Origin of the sequence: Candidatus Nanogingivalis gingivitcus (genome assembly GCF_004151455.1) — a bacterium.
GTDB classification, from domain to species: Bacteria; Patescibacteriota; Saccharimonadia; order Saccharimonadales; family Saccharimonadaceae; genus Nanogingivalis; species Nanogingivalis gingivitcus.
This window is the reverse complement of sequence record NZ_PRLK01000004.1, coordinates 51546-70435: the sequence shown is the minus strand read 5'-3', so window position 1 is coordinate 70435 and position 18890 is coordinate 51546. Positions and strand designations below refer to the sequence as shown.

The 18890-nt window shown below is 36.3% G+C and carries 11 protein-coding genes, 2 tRNA genes and 3 rRNA genes; 12 read left to right on the top strand and 4 right to left on the bottom strand.

All coding sequences use genetic code 11. The features are described from left to right. Positions 1–2 precede the first annotated feature (2 nt). Positions 3–737 (bottom strand): hypothetical protein, encoded by a 735-nt coding sequence (locus tag G6CMJM_RS01800; RefSeq protein ID WP_129718772.1) that lies wholly within the window; start codon positions 735–737, stop codon positions 3–5. Between the two features lie 131 nt (positions 738–868). On the opposite strand from G6CMJM_RS01800, the gene gyrB reads away from it, so the two are divergent. From gyrB to rrf, 9 genes are all read left to right on the top strand, one after another. Continuing rightward, entirely contained in the window at positions 869–2848 is a 1980-nt protein-coding gene (gyrB, locus tag G6CMJM_RS01795) for a DNA topoisomerase (ATP-hydrolyzing) subunit B (protein WP_129718771.1), read from the top strand. A 2-nt stretch (positions 2849–2850) separates the two neighbouring features. Beyond that, the gene (gene gyrA / locus G6CMJM_RS01790; protein ID WP_129718770.1) at positions 2851–5346 is read left to right on the top strand and encodes a DNA gyrase subunit A; all 2496 of its coding nucleotides are present in this window, start codon (positions 2851–2853) and stop codon (positions 5344–5346) included. Positions 5347–5351: 5 nt separating this feature from the next. Then, complete coding sequence (locus G6CMJM_RS01785) at positions 5352–5786, top strand: divergent PAP2 family protein (RefSeq protein ID WP_129718769.1); 435 nt, start codon at positions 5352–5354, stop codon at positions 5784–5786. Between the two features lie 237 nt (positions 5787–6023). Next, a 16S ribosomal RNA gene (locus G6CMJM_RS01780) occupies positions 6024–7551 on the top strand. A 263-nt stretch (positions 7552–7814) separates the two neighbouring features. Further along, positions 7815–8363, top strand: a complete 549-nt coding sequence (locus tag G6CMJM_RS01775) for a DUF4352 domain-containing protein (RefSeq protein ID WP_129718768.1) — start codon at positions 7815–7817, stop codon at positions 8361–8363. Positions 8364–9012: 649 nt separating this feature from the next. Continuing rightward, positions 9013–9089 (top strand) — tRNA-Ala (locus G6CMJM_RS01770). A 54-nt stretch (positions 9090–9143) separates the two neighbouring features. Beyond that, positions 9144–9220, top strand: a tRNA-Ile gene (locus tag G6CMJM_RS01765). A gap of 479 nt (positions 9221–9699) precedes the next feature. Continuing rightward, positions 9700–12858: ribosomal RNA gene (locus G6CMJM_RS01760) — 23S ribosomal RNA — on the top strand. Between the two features lie 188 nt (positions 12859–13046). Then, a 5S ribosomal RNA gene (gene rrf / locus G6CMJM_RS01755) occupies positions 13047–13155 on the top strand. Positions 13156–13239: 84 nt separating this feature from the next. On the opposite strand, the gene G6CMJM_RS01750 is transcribed toward rrf, so the two are convergent. Then, positions 13240–14100, bottom strand: coding sequence for a hypothetical protein (locus tag G6CMJM_RS01750; protein WP_129718767.1), 861 nt, complete (start codon positions 14098–14100; stop codon positions 13240–13242). Positions 14101–14255: 155 nt separating this feature from the next. Here G6CMJM_RS01750 and G6CMJM_RS01745 point away from each other — a divergent pair, with 155 nt between their 5' ends. Continuing rightward, positions 14256–14507 carry a con-10 family general stress protein gene (locus tag G6CMJM_RS01745; protein WP_129718766.1) on the top strand — a complete coding sequence of 84 codons (252 nt, stop codon included), beginning with the start codon at positions 14256–14258 and terminating at the stop codon, positions 14505–14507. Positions 14508–14539: 32 nt separating this feature from the next. On the opposite strand, the gene G6CMJM_RS01740 is transcribed toward G6CMJM_RS01745, so the two are convergent. Continuing rightward, positions 14540–15007 (bottom strand): hypothetical protein, encoded by a 468-nt coding sequence (locus G6CMJM_RS01740; protein WP_129718765.1) that lies wholly within the window; start codon positions 15005–15007, stop codon positions 14540–14542. Next, entirely contained in the window at positions 14976–15818 is an 843-nt protein-coding gene (locus G6CMJM_RS01735) for an ROK family protein (RefSeq protein ID WP_129718764.1), read from the bottom strand. Before G6CMJM_RS01735 ends, G6CMJM_RS01740 begins: the two co-directional genes overlap by 32 nt. Positions 15819–15933: 115 nt before the next feature. On the opposite strand from G6CMJM_RS01735, the gene G6CMJM_RS01730 reads away from it, so the two are divergent. Beyond that, positions 15934–17001, top strand: a complete 1068-nt coding sequence (locus G6CMJM_RS01730) for a 30S ribosomal protein S1 (RefSeq protein WP_129718763.1) — start codon at positions 15934–15936, stop codon at positions 16999–17001. A 101-nt stretch (positions 17002–17102) separates the two neighbouring features. Beyond that, complete coding sequence (gene infB, locus G6CMJM_RS01725; RefSeq protein WP_129718762.1) at positions 17103–18890, top strand: translation initiation factor IF-2; 1788 nt, start codon at positions 17103–17105, stop codon at positions 18888–18890.

Below are 18890 nucleotides of genomic sequence, written 5' to 3'. Positions count from 1 at the left end.
TCTCATTTTATAACCTCATAATTTTTACGCAAAACCTTTATTTGTCTTTTTTGTAATACTGATTTTATTAGTAATATTAGCAGTAGTAAAAGAGTTATAGAAATAATTAATATAATATTTATATTAGGACGATTTATTAGGATTGTATTATATATTTTATAGTAATTAGGGCATTTTATATTATTAGCAATAGTATTACCAAAAGACAACTGTATTTTACATAAGTTTTTACTATTATTAGTGAATGGAATAACATCCTTTGTCTTTATCGCTAGGTAGTATTCGGCTTTTTCTTTGCTGTTTAAACTTTTTTCCTTCCAAGAAATCTGATTATTCTGCATACTAAAACTATTATCTTTTAATATTTCTGCATATTTATTAATGTTAGAAATATCTATTTTAGCATTATAAACTTGAGGAAAATTTGTATTATTCTCTACTGTTAATTTATAAGTTACAATTTGGTTAGGTAGAACTTCACCTATATGATTGCTGGAAATACTATATGATAAATAAGGGTTCAAAACAATATTTGGTTGTTTTGCTATTGTGTTATCACGGAGTAATATACTAGTATTTAGTATGTTATATAAAAATATTGTAAATAATATAAAAACAATTAAACAAATATTAAAAATATACCAACGAATACGTTTTTCTAGCGTACGCTCAAATTCATATATATTTTTAGCTAACGAAGGGCTTTTTGCGAAGCCTAGTATAATATCTTTAAACATTTCCCACCTATATGCCTATATTTTATCATATAAGCATAATTTTTTTAAGGTAATTTGATAAAAAATAACAGATAAGGTATAATACAGATATAGAATACGAGTTTTTCGGAGAAACTAAAAGAGGGAGATAGATGTCTAAACAAAAAGAAAATACCTATGACGGCTCACAGATCCAGGTTCTAGAAGGTCTTGAACCTGTACGCAAGCGACCAGGAATGTATATTGGTTCAACAGGATATGACGGAGTTCACCATTTAATAAAAGAAATAGCAGATAACTCTATAGATGAAGCTATTGCTGGTTATGGAAGTAAAGTTATTGTTAAAATTTTGAATGACGGTGGAATAACCATTACTGATGATGGTAGAGGTATTCCAGTTGACATTCACCCTAAAACAGGTAAGTCTACGCTAGAAACTGTCTTAACTGTTCTTCATGCTGGTGGTAAATTTGGCGGTGGTGGCTATAAAGTTTCTAGTGGTCTTCATGGAGTGGGTTCGTCTGTTGTTAATGCCTTATCAACTAAAATGATAGCTGAAGTTGTTAAAAACGGTAAATTATATCGTATAGAATTTGAAAGGGGCGTTCCTACCACTGAGCTTAAAAATATGGGTAAGACTAGCCGATATGATGGTACTAGTATTACTTTCTATCCTGACCCTACAATCTTTAAAGAAACTGTAACTTTTGACTATAAATGGGTAGTTAATTACTTGAGACATCAGGCATATTTAACTAAAGGTGTATATACGCAAGTAGATGATGAGCGTACAGGTGAAAGAAAAGCCTTTTATTTTGATGGTGGTATTCAAAGCTATGTTAAACATTTAAATATCGGTAAAGAAGTTCTTACAGATACTCCTTTTTATGTTGAAAAACAGGTTGAAGACTCCATAGTTGAAGTAGCTATTCAATATAATGACACTTACGCTGAAAATGTTCAAGCATTTGCTAACAATGTTATTAACCCTGATGGCGGTACTCATGTAGTAGGTTTTAGAAGTTCGCTTACTCAAACTATAAATGATTATGCTAGAAAAAATAGCTTACTAAAAGAAAAAGAAGATAATCTTACAGGCGATGATATACGAGAAGGCTTAACAGCCATAGTATTGGTTAAGTTACCAGACCCTCAGTTTGAAGGACAAACTAAAAATAAACTAGGTAACCCTGAAGTAAGGCGATATGTTCAGCAGGTAATGAATGAATACTTCGGCTATTACCTTGAAGAAAACCCAGCTGTTGCTAAAAAAATTGTAACTAAAGCTTTATTGGCTGCCAGGGCAAGGAAAGCTGCTAGAGCAGCACGTGAAAATGTTATACGTAAAGGTGTTCTTGATGGGCTTAATTTACCAGGTAAATTAGCAGACTGTTCTAGTAAAAAGCCTGAAGAGTGTGAACTTTATATAGTAGAGGGAGATTCAGCTGGAGGTTCTGCTAAATCTGGACGAGATAGTCGTACGCAGGCTATTCTACCGTTGCGTGGTAAGGTATTAAATACTGAGCGAGCTAGACTAGATAAAATGTTGGCCAATAATGAAATAGTATCCTTAATTAAAGGAATGGGTGTAGGTATCGGTGATCAGTTTGATATAGGTGGTTTAAGGTATCACAGAATAATAATTATGACAGATGCCGATGTTGATGGCTCTCATATTGCTACTCTTTTAATGACATTTTTCTTCCGCTATATGCGTGAAGTAGTCGAAGGTGGTCACATTTATCTTGCTAAACCACCATTATTCCTATTAAAAGGAACAGGTAATAAACATTTCTATGTTTATAGCGATGAAGAACGTGATACTAAAATTAAAGAGCTTATAGAAGAGCGAAAAGCACGAGGAACAACTATAAATCCGGATGACGACATAATAAAGCAGGCAGGTCTTACTGGTATACAGCGTTACAAAGGTCTTGGTGAAATGGATGCAACTCAATTATGGGAAACTACAATGAACCCAGAAAACCGTGTTTTAATACAATTAAAACTTGAAGATGCTGAAAAAGCAGATGCAATTTTTACTAAGCTTATGGGCTCAGAAGTTACTATGCGTAAAAGCTTTATTCAAACTAATGCTAAATATGTTAACCTTGAAGAATTGGATATCTAATTATGGAAGACAACAACAAAAAACCTATTGAAGGCGAAATCATTGAACAACAAAATCACTCAAAACACCTAGAATTTCGTAGTGTAGAAGATGTTATGGAAGATTCTTTCTTAAGATATTCCATGAGTGTTATTATTGACCGTGCTTTACCGGATGTTCGTGATGGTTTAAAACCAGTGCATCGTCGTATTTTATACGCTATGGGCGAGCAAGGGCTAAGGCCAGGTGGTAAATTTACTAAATCTGCAAAAATTGCTGGTGATGTTATGGGTAAATATCACCCACATGGTGATACGGCTATTTATGATGCAATGGTGCGTCTTGCTCAAAACTGGAATATGCGTTATGTATTGGTTGATGGTCAAGGTAACTTTGGTTCTATGGATGGAGACCCTGCAGCTGCTATGCGTTATACAGAAGCACGCCTAGGCAGAATTGGTGACATATTATTAGCCGATTTAGATAAAGATACGGTAGATTTTAGACCAAATTACGATGGCTCAGAAAATGAACCATCAGTATTGCCCGCCAAACTACCAAACTTACTACTTAATGGACAAATAGGTATTGCAGTAGGTATGGCTACAAGTATCCCAACACACAATTTAGGTGAAGTTGTTGATGCTACTGTTGAACTTATAAACAACCCTGGGTCAACTCTTGAAGATTTAATGAAGCATGTTAAAGGTCCTGATTTTCCTACTGGAGCAATAGTATATGGTGGCGCACCAATGATTCAAGCCTATCGTACAGGTAGAGGAAGCGTAACTATGCGTGCAGTTGCTGAAATTATCGAAACTAAAAGAGGAAGACATCAAATTATTGTTTCTGAAGTTCCATACGCAGTAAATAAGGCAAGCTTAATTGAAAAAATAGCAGAGCTAGTAAAAGATAAAAAAGTTACTTCAATAGCTGACTTACGTGATGAATCTGCTCGTGGTAATGTTCGTATTGTTATTGACCTTAAAAAAGACGCTTACCCTAAAAAAGTATTAAATCAGCTATATAAGTTAACTCCACTTCAATCTAATTTTCACTATAACATGCTAGCTCTTGTAGATGGAGTTCAGCCAAGAGTTCTAGGTCTTAAAGATATGCTTTCTGAATTTGTTAAGCACCGCCAAGTTGTAGTAAGGCGTCGCACAGAATTCGAACTTAGAAAAGCTAAAGCAAGGGCACACATATTGGAAGGCTTAAAAATTGCTCTTGATCATATTGATGAAGTAATTGCAACTATTCGTGCGTCAAAAACAACTGATGTAGCCGAAAAAGCTTTAAGAGAGAAATTTGGACTAACCGAAATTCAGGCTAAAGCTATATTAGCAATGCAATTGCGTCGTCTAACGGGCTTAGAGCGTGAGGCTATTGAAGAAGAATTGAGAGCACTACTTAAATTAATAGGTGAACTTGAAGCTATTCTTGCCGACGAGAATGAGATTTTGCGAATTATTAAAGAAGAGCTCCTTGAAATGAAAGATAAATATGGTGATGAACGTAAATCTAAAATTATCAACCATGAATTAGGTAAATTTAGTGATGAAGAGCTAATACCAGAAGAAGAAAGTGTAATTTTGTTAACTACCGAAAATTATATTAAAAGAACCTTATTAACTGATTATCGACGTCAAAATAGAGGCGGTAAAGGTAAGAGGGGGATGACAACTAAAGATCAAGATATTATAGATCAGCTCATTCCAGCAAGCACCCACGATTGGCTATTATTCTTTACTAATAGAGGTAGAGTTTTTCGTTTGAAAGCCTACGAAGTTCCAGCTGCTAGTTTGCAAGCAAAAGGTGTTGCAGCCGTAAACTTATTACAGCTTCAGCCAGAAGAAAAAATAACATCTATAATTAAGCTTGAACAAAATAGTAGTTCAGATAATTACTTATTTATGGCTACAGTTAAGGGTACTGTAAAGAAAACTGCTCTAAGTGATTTTGCTAATATTAGAACAAATGGTCTAAATGCTATTAACCTTGATGAAGGTGATGAACTTAGATGGGTTCAAAAAACAAATGGTCAAAGCGATATAATTATATCTACTTCTGCAGGCCAAGCTGTAAGGTTTAATGAAAAAGATGTAAGAGGTATGGGAAGAGCAGCACGTGGTGTGCGTGGTGTAAGACTTCGCCCAAATGACTCTGTAGTAGGTATGGATATTGCTACGAGTTCTAGCCAAAGACTACTAGTAGTATCTGCAAATGGTTATGGAAAATCAACAAAGGTTGCTAATTTTGAAGTTAAAAAGCGTGGAGGAATCGGTGTTAAAGCTGCTGTAGTAACTTCTAAAACAGGTCCGATAGTATCTGTTCAGACACTTCCAGAAGAAGTTACGGACGCATTAATGATTTCTAGCAATGGTCAAACAATACGCATCTCTGTTAAAGAGATTCCAACTTTAGGTAGAACCACTCAAGGTGTTCGTATTATGAAATTGACTGATGACGATAGTGTTGCTAGTGTTGGTTTAATGCAGGAACATAAAGAGGAAGAATAACAATAATGCCTATATATTTAATAGTATTTGTAGTTGCGTGGGTTGCTGCCCAAGGATCTAAATATTTACTAGAATCTTATAAGAATAAAAAAGCTAGTTTTAAAACTATTATCACTGAGTCTGGTGGTATGCCTAGCTCTCATAGTGCTGTAGTGATCGCTATTACCACTTTAATAGCCCTTAGAGAAGGGGTTCACTCATCTATATTTGGTATTACTTTTGCTTTTGCTATGATAGTTATTTATGATTCTATGAAAGTCCGTTATTCTAATGGCGTGCAAGGTGAAACCATTAATAATATAATAAGTAAGAACAAAATAAACATTCCGAAAGTAAGGGTGGTAAAAGGGCATACACCTTTAGAAGTTGCTGTAGGTATAGCTATAGGTGTAATTATAGGGTATGTATCATTTATAATATTCCATAGTATAAATATGTAATAAAAAGAGGGTCTTAAAACCCCTCTTTTTATATTAAAAATACATATTTTTTAAAAAAATAAAAAAAGTCTAAAAAAAGTGTTGACTTTATATTTTTAATCCTATATACTAATAAACAGTTCAACGCGAGAAAACATAAAACACTCGGTGGAGTTGAACTAAATGATCTTTAACAATTTAGTTGTGCAAAATTATCGTCAGTCTATTTTATAGATTATCAATTTTTGATAATTCTTTTTTATGGAGAGTTTGATCCTGGCTCAGGATTAACGCTGGCGGCGTGCCTAACACATGCAAGTCGAGCGGCAGCGAGTTTTACACTGAATTCTGGAAACTTCTGGTATAAATAGAAGAGTTATTCAAGAATTTTGTGTAAAATGTCGGCGAGCGGCGGACGGCTGAGTAACGCGTGGGAATGTACCCCAAAGTGAGGGATAACGCACCGAAAGGTGTGCTAATACCGCATATGATCTTCGGATTAAAGCCTTCGGGCGCTTTGGGAACAGCCTGCGTCAGATTAGATAGTTGGTGAGGTAATGGCTCACCAAGTCGACGATCTGTAACTGGTTTGAGAGGATGATCAGTCAGACTGGAACTGAGACACGGTCCAGACTCCTACGGGAGGCAGCAGTGAGGAATCTTCCACAATGGGCGAAAGCCTGATGGAGCAACGCCGCGTGCAGGATGAAGGCCTTCGGGTTGTAAACTGCTTTTATAAGTGAGGATTATGACAGTAACTTATGAATAAGGATCGGCTAACTACGTGCCAGCAGCCGCGGTCATACGTAGGATCCGAGCGTTATCCGGAGTGACTGGGCGTAAAGAGTTGCGTAGGTGGTTTAATAAGCGAATAGTGAAATCTGGTGGCTCAACCATTCAGACTATTATTCGAACTGTTGAACTCGAGAGCAGAAGAGGTAGCTGGAATTTCTAGTGTAGGAGTGAAATCCGTAGATATTAGAAGGAACACCGATGGCGTAGGCAGGCTACTGGGCTGTTTCTGACACTGAGGCACGAAAGCGTGGGGAGCGAACCGGATTAGATACCCGGGTAGTCCACGCCGTAAACGATGGATACTAGCTGTTTGGGGTATCGACCCCCTGAGTAGCGAAGCTAACGCGTTAAGTATCCCGCCTGTGGAGTACGATCGCAAGATTAAAACATAAAGGAATTGACGGGGACCCGCACAAGCGGTGGATCATGTTCTTTAATTCGATGATAACCGATAAACCTTACCAGGTCTTGACATCCTTGGAATCTTTCAGAAATGAGAGAGTGCTTTTTAAGAGCCAAGTGACAGGTGATGCATGGCCGTCGTCAGCTCGTGTCGTGAGATGTTTGGTTAAGTCCATCAACGAGCGCAACCCTTGTGAATAGTTGTATTTTTCTATTCAGACTGCCCCGGCAACGGGGAGGAAGGAGGGGATGACGTCAGGTCAGTATTTCCCTTACGTCCTGGGCTAGAAACGTGATACAATGGCTAGTACAATGCGCAGCGAAGCCGCGAGGTGAAGCAAATCGCATCAAAGCTAGTCCCAGTTCGGATTGTAGGCTGAAACTCGCCTGCATGAAGTCGGAATCGCTAGTAATCGCAGATCAGCATGCTGCGGTGAATACGTTCCCGGGTCTTGTACACACCGCCCGTCAAACCATGAAAGTCACTAACACCCGAAGTCCGATTCGTCGGCCTAAGGTGGGAGGGATGATTGGGGTTAAGTCGTAACAAGGTATCCGTACCGGAAGGTGCGGATGGATTACCTCCTTTCTAGGGAGAGTTATGCCAAAGGTTCGAGAAATCAACCTTTGAAGCTAGGTCGGTCTTCTTACTAAGTTCTAATAAATTTAATTAGTAAGTATAGTCTTTTATAAGATAAGACATAAATTTATTCACAGATTGAGATAAATTGCACAACTAAGTTGTTAAAATAAGCCACTCTAATAAGGGGTGGTTTTTATTTTTTATGTTAAAACAAGAAAAATATACCCCTTGACGTTTCGGGGGGGGTATAATGGCTCTTAGGAGGATTAATGGAAAAGAATACTAAAAAGAAAAGTAACATAATTAAGATTATTATTGGTCTAATCTTAATAGTCATAATTGGCGGAGCTATTGCCAGTAAGAGTAGCGATCCTAAAAAAGTAGGTGAATCCAACTCTTCAACCTCTAGCAAGCATAGTTCTGAAAAAGACGAAAAAACTGAATTTAAGGCTGGAGATGTCATATCATTTGAAGGTAGAGAACTAGTAGTTGAAAGTGTTGAAAGAAACTACAAAACAGGAAATGAATTTATAAAACCTAAAGATGGTAAAGAATATGTTAAAGTAAATGTTAAGATCGAGAATAAAAGTAGTGAAAAACTTAGCTATAATACATTTGACTTCAAAATGGAAGATACTAATGGTGCTATAGAGAGTCCTACTTTTGTAAGTACTGCTAATGATTTAAGCTCAGGAGAATTAGCTAAGGGTGGTAAAAAAATAGGTAGTGTAGTTTTTGAAGTACCAGCTAACTCAAAACTAAAAATGCATTATCAACCATCTTTTTGGTCCAATAAAGATGTAATAATAAATATGTAAAAATAAGTACTCCCTATGGAGTATTTATTTTTATTTAACAATTAGCTTATTTATTAACAAGCATTACATATTATATATAATTAAGGCTATTAATTTTAGATATACTTAATAGGTTATTTTATATGTATAATAATGATAGTATTTTTGATACTAAATAGAATATTTTATATGGTAATATTAATTTAGAAGATACAGAGTACTATTTATCGGCTTGTCTATTGGCTAGTTAGTAAGGTAGCTGAAAATACTAATAGTAATTTTAATGAATTATTTTTTTAAGAATATGGATTTTTGGCATTCTAACATAAAGGGAATTTTGAAAGTAGAATCTTTTTTATTGGTAAAATTAAGTTTTACGACAAAGTAGTCTCAAATATAAAAGAAGCTTTAGGGACCCTTCAAGATAAATATAATGGTTAGATATTGTTTTTTATATGGAGTAGTGAAGAAGGTGAGATTTTTTGGGATATATAAAGATATGATAAAAATAGGAATACCTATTGAAAATAATTACCTTAAAGAGGTGATTTTAGTAAAAATTAAAAAGGCAATTAGAAATTCTTACACTATTTACTTAAAATTATAATTTGCTATTGATTTTTATTTAAAAATAAAATATAATCTATATTGTTCTTTAATAACATAATTTGGGGATATAGCTCAGTTGGCTAGAGCACCTGCTTTGCAAGCAGGGGGTCAAGGGTTCGAGTCCCTTTATCTCCACCAAAGAAAGTTTTTAAATTTTTTAAAGATTTTCTCTGGTTTTCCCAGATTAGTTAAGGGCGATTAGCTCAGCTGGTTAGAGCGCGTCACTGATAATGACGAGGTCGGAGGTTCAAGTCCCTCATCGCCCACCATAAATTCAACACCTAAAGGGTGTTTTTTTATTTTTCTGCAATAAAAATCCTAACTATTATATTTACTATATTATAGTATTTTATAAAGTTAAATAAGTATATTATCCTTTTCTACATCTATATAAAATATAAAAAAATATTTTTTTTCAAAAAGTTGTTGACATTTATTTTTAGCTGATGTATTATAGAGAACAGTTAAGCGAATGTTCAAAAAAGAACCTCTGGCGGGAGTAAATAATCATCAGCGGTATATTTAAGTTTTGCGGAAAATAAATAAAAAAACTTTAAAAAAACGGTTGACAAAAAAATCCCATTAATATACAATAGTAAAGCTGTTGAGAGCAGGTAAGTGAGTTTTAAATAACTTATAAATTTGCTCTCAAAGGGAGCGAGAAATTTAACAATTTGGATGAAGAAGATAAGAATTAAGATTGACGGCAAGTATTTGGTTATTACCAATTACTAGTTAAGTCAATGCATAAAAAGGTACTCAAGGGCACACAATGGATGCCTAGACGTATATTACCGATGAAGGACGTGGAAGACTGCGATAAGCTTCGGGTAGCTGTCAACAAGCTTTGATCCGGAGATTTCCGAATGGGGAAACCCAGCACGAGTCATGTCGTGTTGCTCTCAACTGAATACATAGGTTGTGTAGTGGGAACCACCTGAACTGAAACATCTTAGTAGGGTGAGGAAGAGAAAATAAATAATGATTCTGGGAGTAGTGGCGAGCGAAACTGGAAGAGCCCAAACCTTTTAAGTTTCTACTTATGTAGATAAGCTGATAGGCGAATACTTAATAAGGGGTTGTGAAATAATATAAGACCAAGTCAGAATGCTTAACTTTTGTTGAGTAGTCTGACTTGCGATGCAAGGCTATCAACTTGCAGTAAGGTAAGAAAATTGCGTGGTTAGCAGAATAGTTTGAATGACTAGCGAAACAGCGTGAAAGCCGTGTACGCGAAAACGACGCAGACCTTATATATGTTTTTTCGAGTAGGGCGGGGCACGAGAAACCCTGTCTGAATCCGGCTGGACCACCAGCCAAGGCTAAATATAATATACGATCGATAGTGAACTAGTACAGCGATGGAAAGGTGAAAAGAACCCCGGGAGGGGAGTGAAATAGAACCTGAAATTGTGTGCCTACAAGGAGTCGGAGCAGTGCTTGCACTGTGACGGCGTGCTTTTTGTAGAACGATCCAGCGAGTTAATTTCATGCGCAAGGTTAAGTCAAGTGACGGAGCCACAGTGAAAGCGAGCCTGAATAGGGCGAAATAAGTGTATGGGATTAGACCCGAAACCGGGTGACCTAACCATGAGCAGGCTGAAGCTACTGTAACAGGTAGTGAAGGGCCGAACCAGTTCACGCAGTAAAGTGTTTGGATGACTTGTGGTTAGCGGTGAAATGCCAATCGAACTCGGAGATAGCTGGTTCTCCTCGAAATAGCTTTAGGGCTAGCGTCATGTAAAATAATCAATGGGGGTAGAGCTCTGTAAACGACTGGGGCGGGCAACTGTACCCACCGTTAACAAACTACGAATACCATTGATGGTACCATGGCAGTTAGAACATCGGGGCTAAGCTCGGTGCTCAAAAGGGAAACAGCCCAGACCATCATCTAAGGTCCCTAAATTGACATTAAGTGGGAAACAAGGTGAAACTTCTTAAACAGCGAGGATGTTGGCTTAGAAGCAGCCATTCATTTAAAGAGTGCGTAACAGCTCACTCGTCAAGAGGTTTTGCGTGGAAAATGTAACGGGGCTAAAATGTCATACCGAAGATATGGATTTCATAATTTCTACGGATTTTATGGAGTGGTAGAGGAGCGTTCCTATCGGCTGTGAAGCTCAATTGTAAAGTTGGGTGGAGCGTTAGGAAGTGAGAATGCTGGAATGAGTAACCATAAGACAGGTGAGAATCCTGTCGGCCGTAAGAGCGAGGTTTCCAGGGCTACTGTAATAATCCCTGGGTTAGTCGGGCCTAAGCCGAGGCGTAGCAGCGTAGGCGATGGACATCAGGTTAATATTCCTGAACCGGTTATAATTTGTATACTGTTCACGGCGAATTAGTCGAAGCGGATTATTGGTATATATCCGTCCAACTTAGTGGGAACACGAAAGGAGTGAAAGTTATTCCTTGGAATAACGATTTTGATGAAAGCGCTGGCTAGAAAAGCAGGTATACTTATGATTATAGCCGCCCGTACCGCAAACCAACACAGGTGCTCGAGTCGAGTAGACTCAGGCTTACGAGAGACCCTTCGCTAAGGAACTCGGCAAAAAAGCGACCGTAACTTCGGGATAAGGTCTGCCTCCGCATCATTAGATGTGAGTCGTGTTTCAAGCAATTAGGTTAAGATTAATAAAATGGTACAAATGAGTATCTTAATTCATTAGTTTATTAAAATTTTAATAACTTCTTTACCGAGATAGAACAAGTCAATAGGCTTAGCTTGGAACGCGGTAACCTCGTATTTAACGATGCGGAGGCCGCAGCAAAAGAGCCCACGGAACTGTTTACCAAAAACACAGGTCTCTGCGAACACGAAAGTGGATGTATAGGGGCTGACTCCTGCCCAGTGCTGGAAGGTTAAGGGGAGTGCTTCACGGTACGAACTGAAGCCCCAGTGAACGGCGGCGGTAACTATAACCGTCCTAAGGTAGCGAAATTCCTTGTCAGGTAAGTTCTGACCCGCACGAATGGAGTAATCATGTGGGCACTGTCTCGGCGAAGGACTCGGTGAAAGTGCATTGGCGGTAAAGATGCCGTCTGTCTATGCCAGGACGAGAAGACCCCATGGAGCTTTACTACAGCTTTACATTGACACGGGTTACATCATGTGTAGCATAGGTGGGAGCCTTTGAAGCAGATACGCCAGTATTTGTGGAGGCACAGGTGAAATACCACCCTTGATGTGATCTTTGTCTTACCATTGCCGTTATCCGGTAATGGGACCGTGTATGGTGGGTAGTTTAACTGGGGCGGTTGCCTCCTAAAGAGTAGCGGAGGCGTTCAAAGGTTGGCTAACTTCGGATGGAAATCGAAGTGATAGTGTATGCGCATAAGCCAGCTTGACTGCGAGAATTACAATTCGACCAGAGTGGAAACACGGAGCAAGTGACCCGCTGTAAGAACATTGTTCAATGAATGTGGGATCGACAGCGCACACGGATAAAAGTTACCCTGGGGATAACAGGCTTATCACGCCCAATAGTTCACATAGACGGCGTGGTTTGGCACCTCGATGTCGGCTCATCACATCCTGGAGGGGGAGCACCTTCCAAGGGTTCGGCTGTTCGCCGATTAAAGTGGTACGCGAGCTGGGTTCAGAACGTCGTGAGACAGTTCGGTTTATATCCGGCATAGACGATAGGATTCTTGAGGAGATTTGTCTCTAGTACGAGAGGACCGAGATGAACGAACCTCTGGTGTATCGATTGTGGCCACCTGCTGCAGTGTCGAGTAGCTATGTTCGGTTAAGATAAGCGCTGAAAGCATATTAAGCGCGAAACTGACTCCAAGATTAGGAATCCCTTAAGGACACAGAAAGATGATCTGTTTGATAGGAGCAAGGTGTAAACCTAGTAATAGGCTAGCCGAAGCTTACTAATAGTCCAATCGCCTTTTTATGTCTATATTTGCTGAAATAATGTTGCATTATTAACGCAAATATAGTAGACTTAACTAGTAATTGGTGATTATCAATTAGATAATTACTAGTCAATTTTAAATCTATCATCCGTGTTATCAAGGACATCGAAATAAGGTTTTGGCTCACTGCTTAGGAATTTTGTAGCGAGTTGAAGCACAAAACCTTTTTTCGGTGCCCATGGCGCTGGGGAAACACCTGTTCTCATTCCGAACACAGAAGTTAAGCCCAGTAGCGGCGACTATACTGCGAAAGTGGGAAACTAGCACGGTGCCGAATTATAAAAAACCCCTCCGAATAGGTGGGGTTTTTTCGTAGTTTGGAAATCTTTAAAATTAAAGATTAGCTATGATATGATGTAATTCATTTAAGACTATTTTTATATTCAAATAATTCACCTAATTCAATAGGGAATATTTTTACTTTTTGGTTATATTTTTGAATTTTACTACTTAATTCATTATATTTTTCAAGAGGAATTTCTATGTGAATAATATCCTTAAAAGTAATATCTTCTAAGGAACGAACTTCAGTTTCGCTAAATATTTTTGGTAGTTTTACGGTTTTTCTTAGTTCTTTAACACCAATAATTACTGGAAAATTACCTTTAATGTCGGAATATTTTTCAAAAGATTCCCATGTATTTTGACAAGATTTATTTACTTTCCCGCTCCAAGACTTACTTGAATTTATTTTATTTTTTTTTCTCCAGTTTAGAATATTTACGAGTGAGCGTGGGGCGAATATTGTGTATGCTAAAATATACATTTTTGCATAATGTCGCACAATCCAAAAAATACTATTACCGAAACGAAAAGTTTTAGGATTTTTAAAATTATGATTGTCTGCATAGCATCTAGCAATAATTCTTTTATCTACCAAGGAAATAGATTTCATACTGAGTTTTTTAGAGTAAATTACTAAATAATCATCTTGACGGACCTTTAGACCATTTTTTAAAATACTTTCAAAAATTGGTGCGATTGTTCCACTATAGTCATATTCAAAGCCACCAGTTCCATGCCAAAAAAATACGTTTCTAATACTATTTTCGTACTCTCTAAGCTCACTTTCACTAAAATTTGGTAAAGTATTCGAATATTGTTCCTGAAGCTTTAAAATCATTTTTCTTTGGATTTTAGTTTTTGCTGATTTTGGCAAGAAGAATATGCAAATTTGCTTTGGTAATTTTCGATAAAATTCATTATTAATTCGAAAAAACATAATTAACATTATATCATGAACAAAAATAAGAATGCAAAAAGATATAATATAATAAAAAGGGCTTATGTAAATGTTGACAAAGAGCTAATGTTGTGATATAATTTAAAACATAATCAAATAGTGATTTAAAAACAAATTAGAACAAAGGAGATTCAATGGCTGGAACAAAAGCTGGTGGCGCTAAAGCTGCCGCAACTAATCGTGAAAAATATGGAAAAGACTTTTATTCAAGAATAGGTCAAAAAGGCGGAAGAAATGGTACTACAGGTGGCTTTGCTGCTAACCGTGAGTTAGCAAAAATTGCAGGTCAAAAAGGAGGAAGAATTAGTAGGCGTGGACCAGCAAGAACTATAATTGATGCAACTGAAGTTTCAGAGACATCAAAAATTGAAGTTAGGGTTGCCTAAATAATCCATAAAAAAATAGCACTGTAAAGGTGCTATTTTTTTATTCTTTTATGTAGGCGTTTAAATCTAGAATCGTTATTAGTCCATTCTCTAAAACAGGCGAGACACCTATAATTTAAGTTACTTAGTTGCATACCATTTACTTTACAATCAGGACATAAACTTCGAAGATGTAGCCAGTTTCTATAAGTGTCTAGGTTATTCTCTGCAAAATTTTCATTGAATGTTATATTATATTTTTCGCATAGCTCTTTTGTTTTTTGCCAAGCTTCTCTTTCTATTTTTAACAGTTCTATATCTAAGTGATACTCATCATGATTTAATGTTGCATGTGCTAATTCATGTAGCAAAGAAATACTAAAGACTGTATATTTTTCTAAAGGATTAAAATAAATAGTTTTTTCCTTATAGCTCCATTTAAAAATATCACTTTCTTTAAAACTGATATCTACAAAATCTGATGATAGCCTAATTAGTAAGTTTTGCTTTTGCGTATTCATAGCAACCATAAATAACACACTCTTTAGGTTTTGTGGCTTTAATAATATTAGGGCAGACTATATGACTAGGGAGATTATCGACCAGTAATTGATGTAAGAAAATATTAAATGATTCAAATTGCTCACCTACACTTCCACCAATTATTATAGTTTCTGGCTGAAGTAAAGGAATAGAAACAAGTAAACCACGGCTAATTCTATCAGCAATATTTAGCCAATATTTTGGCCTTTTAATATCTTTTGCGTATTTTCCAAAGATTTCATAAATAGCCTTACCGCTAGCAAAAGTTTCCCATTCACGAATTCTGCCATCGTATTCTATAGCTATTCTACCTATCTCACTTTTACTTAATGCTTTACTAATTTGACCATCAATTATAATTCCAGAGCCAATTCCTGTAGATATGGTTATGTATAGTGCGTTGCTATTATTAGTTTGCTTAGCCTCATAATATCCTGCAAGGTTTGCATCATTTTCTAGGAATATAGGGATATTTTTTATTTTTTCTTGCAGATTCTCTACTATTTTAAAATTTTGCCACCCTAAGTTATTTGCCCATAATACTTCTTTATCGCTACAAATTCCAGCTACAGCAATTGAAATAGCCTGAATTGTATTTTTTTTGAACTCATTTTTTATTATTTTGTGTACTATATCAAGGTATTGAGTAGGATTTTTAGGAGTTTTAAATTCGAAAGATTTTAGTTGCTCTCCTGAATTGCTAAAGCTAGCCAATAAAGTTTTAGTTCCTCCTGTATCAATTGCTATTATCATGGCTACTATTTTAAACTTGTTTTTATCTTTTTTCAATATTCCTATGCTATTGCTTTTTAACAGTAAAAAAGATATAATATAGGTAATCTTTTAAGCTTATTTTAGGTATGCTTAAAGAAATACAATATAAGGAAGGAGTCTAAAAAGACTAATGGCAACAGCCAAAAAAATAACAATGGACGAATTGTTGGCGTCTGCTCCAGAGAGCGTAAACCAGCTATCACAGGGAGATACTGTAGAAGGAACAGTTCTTTCTGTAAAAAAGCATGAAATCCTAATTGACTTAGGAGCTAAAGGTGTAGGTTTTGTGCCAAGGCGTGAAGCTGGACACTCACGAAACTTAACAGAAGGTGAAGAAGTAACAGCTAGTGTTGTTGACGCTGAAATGGATAATGGTATGTCTTTACTTTCATTAAGAAAGGCCGCTAAGGACAAAGGCTGGGAAGAGATTTTAGCTAAATTAGAAAGTGGCGAAGTTATTGAAATCGTTCCTTTTGATGCTAATAGAGGCGGATTATTAGTAGAATACGAAGGTATTCGTGGTTTCTTACCTGTTTCTCAACTTTCAGCAGAGCATTACCCACGTGTTGGTGCAAGCGATAAAGATGAAATTTTATCAAGATTAAATGCACTAATTAATAAAGGTATTAATGTTAGAATTTTGGATGCAGATCGCAAAACTAACAAACTTATCTTTAGCGAAAAAGAAGCTATTAAAGATGGTCTAAGTGAACGATTTGATAGCCTAAAAGTTGGCGACAAGGTTGAAGGTGTTGCTACTGGCGTAGTAGACTTTGGTGTATTTATCAATATTGAAGGTATTGAAGGACTAGTCCACATTTCAGAGATTTCATGGGAGCGTGTAAATAATCCTAAAGATTATGTAAAGATTGGTGATAATATTGAAGCTAAAATTATTGCTATAGATAAAGATCGCTTAAGCCTATCCATGAAACAGTTAAGCGAAGATCCATGGCTTTCTGAAGTAGAAAAATTTGAAAAAGGTTCAAAAGTAGAAGGAACAGTAACAAGAATTACTCCATTTGGTGCTTTTGTACAAATTAGTCCAGCTATTGAAGCACTAGTTCATGTTTCTGAGCTTGGAAAAGGAAGCGATGTTAACCCAGAAAATGTTTTCACTTTAAATGAGCGAAAAGACTTTCTAGTAATTGACATCGATAAAGAAAATCGTAAAATTTCACTTAGCTTAGCTAAATAATTTTAAACAATTTTCTTACATTGAATGCTCGAAAATCGGTTTTATAGTTAAATCGGTTTTCGAATTTCAGTGTATGAAAAATAAAACAATAGGAGGTTTTAATGAGTCAAAAGAAAATAGTAAATATTACCGATTCTATCACTGTAGATGAATTGGCAGGGGCATTAAATCTTCCTGTTACAACACTTATTGGTGAGCTTTTTAAAAATGGTATTGTAGCCACAATAAATCAACGTATTGATTTTGACACAGCGACAATTATAGTTGAAGAGTTAGGACTAAAAGATGTAGAACTACATAAAAAGAAAAAAGCTGATGAAATTACATCTAGGCTTACAAAAATTCATGAAGTATCTGAAAATGCTACACCTCGTGCACCTATAGTAGCTGTAATGGGTCATGTTGATCATGGTAAAACAACTCTTCTAGACTCTATTTTAGGAACAAAAACAGCTTCTGGAGAGGCTGGTGGAATTACCCAACATATTTCAGCATATCAAACAGAACGTAATGGTCGTAAAATTACTTTACTAGATACGCCAGGGCATGAAGCTTTTGCTGCTCTTAGGCAACACGGAGCTACCTTAACGGACGTAGTTATTATAGTTGTAGCTGCCGATGATGGCGTTAAGCCACAAACCCTAGAAGCTATTCGTTTCGCTAGAAATGCCAATGCAAAAATAGTTGTTGCCATCAACAAAATGGATAAAGATACAGCTAACCCAGACCTAGTTAAAGGGCAATTAGCCGAAAATAACTTAATGGCTGAAGAATGGGGTGGAGATACTATAATGGTGCCTATTTCAGCAATAAAAGGCGATGGCATTGATAAATTGCTAGATATGGTATTGTTAACTGCCGACATGGAAGAATTAAGAGCAGATACCGGTATTCCTGCAGAGGGATTGGTAATAGAATCTCATATGGAAGTTGGTAAAGGTTCTGTCGTATCATTATTAGTTGAACAAGGTGATATTAAAAAAGGTGATTTCTTGATTGCTGGAACCACTTATGGAAAAATTAGAACATTACAAGACTATAAGAATGATAATATTAAGGAAGCAGGTCCATCAACACCTATAACAGTAACAGGATTTAAAGAGTTGCCTCAATTTGGTGATGTATTTAAAGTTGTTAAAACTGAAAAAATAGCTAGGAGCTTAGCATCAAAAGCTAAAATAGAGGCAGAAAAAAATGCAGCAACAGCTAATACAACTGGTGCAGATTTATTAAAAATGATGTCTCAAAAAAGAGATGCTGAAGATTTTAATGTTTTAATTAAAGCAGATGTACAAGGGTCATTAACTTCTGTGTCCGATAGTTTGAGGTTAATAGATACTAATGGTGAAGTTAATTTGCATATTATTAAGCAAAGCGTAGGTAATATATCAGAAAACGATATTCGTTTAGCTTCAGCTAGTGAAAACTCAGTTATTTATGGTTTTAATGTTGAGCTCCCTCCTGCAATTAAAAAAATAGCTGTTCGAGATAGGGTTGAAGTAAGAATATATAAAGTAATCTATGAATTACTTGATGATGCTAGAAATGAGATGGAAAGCTTACTAGCCCCTGAGGTAGTTGAGACTGAGATAGGAACTTTAGATATTAAAGGTGTGTTTAGAACTATGAAAGAAGAAATAATAGCTGGTGGTGAAGTTACTTCAGGAAGAATATATTCAGGGTTGCTTGCAAAAGTTTGGAGAAAAAAAGAACAAATAGCCGAAGTTGAAGTTTCAAGTGTACAACGCCAACAGATTGAGGCTAAGGATGTTGTAGAGGGTGAAATGTGTGGACTAAGCTTAAAAACAAAGAAAAAATTCCAATTAGAGATTGGTGATAGGCTAGAATTCTTCACTAGAGAAATTGTAAAACGCAAACTTAAGCAATAG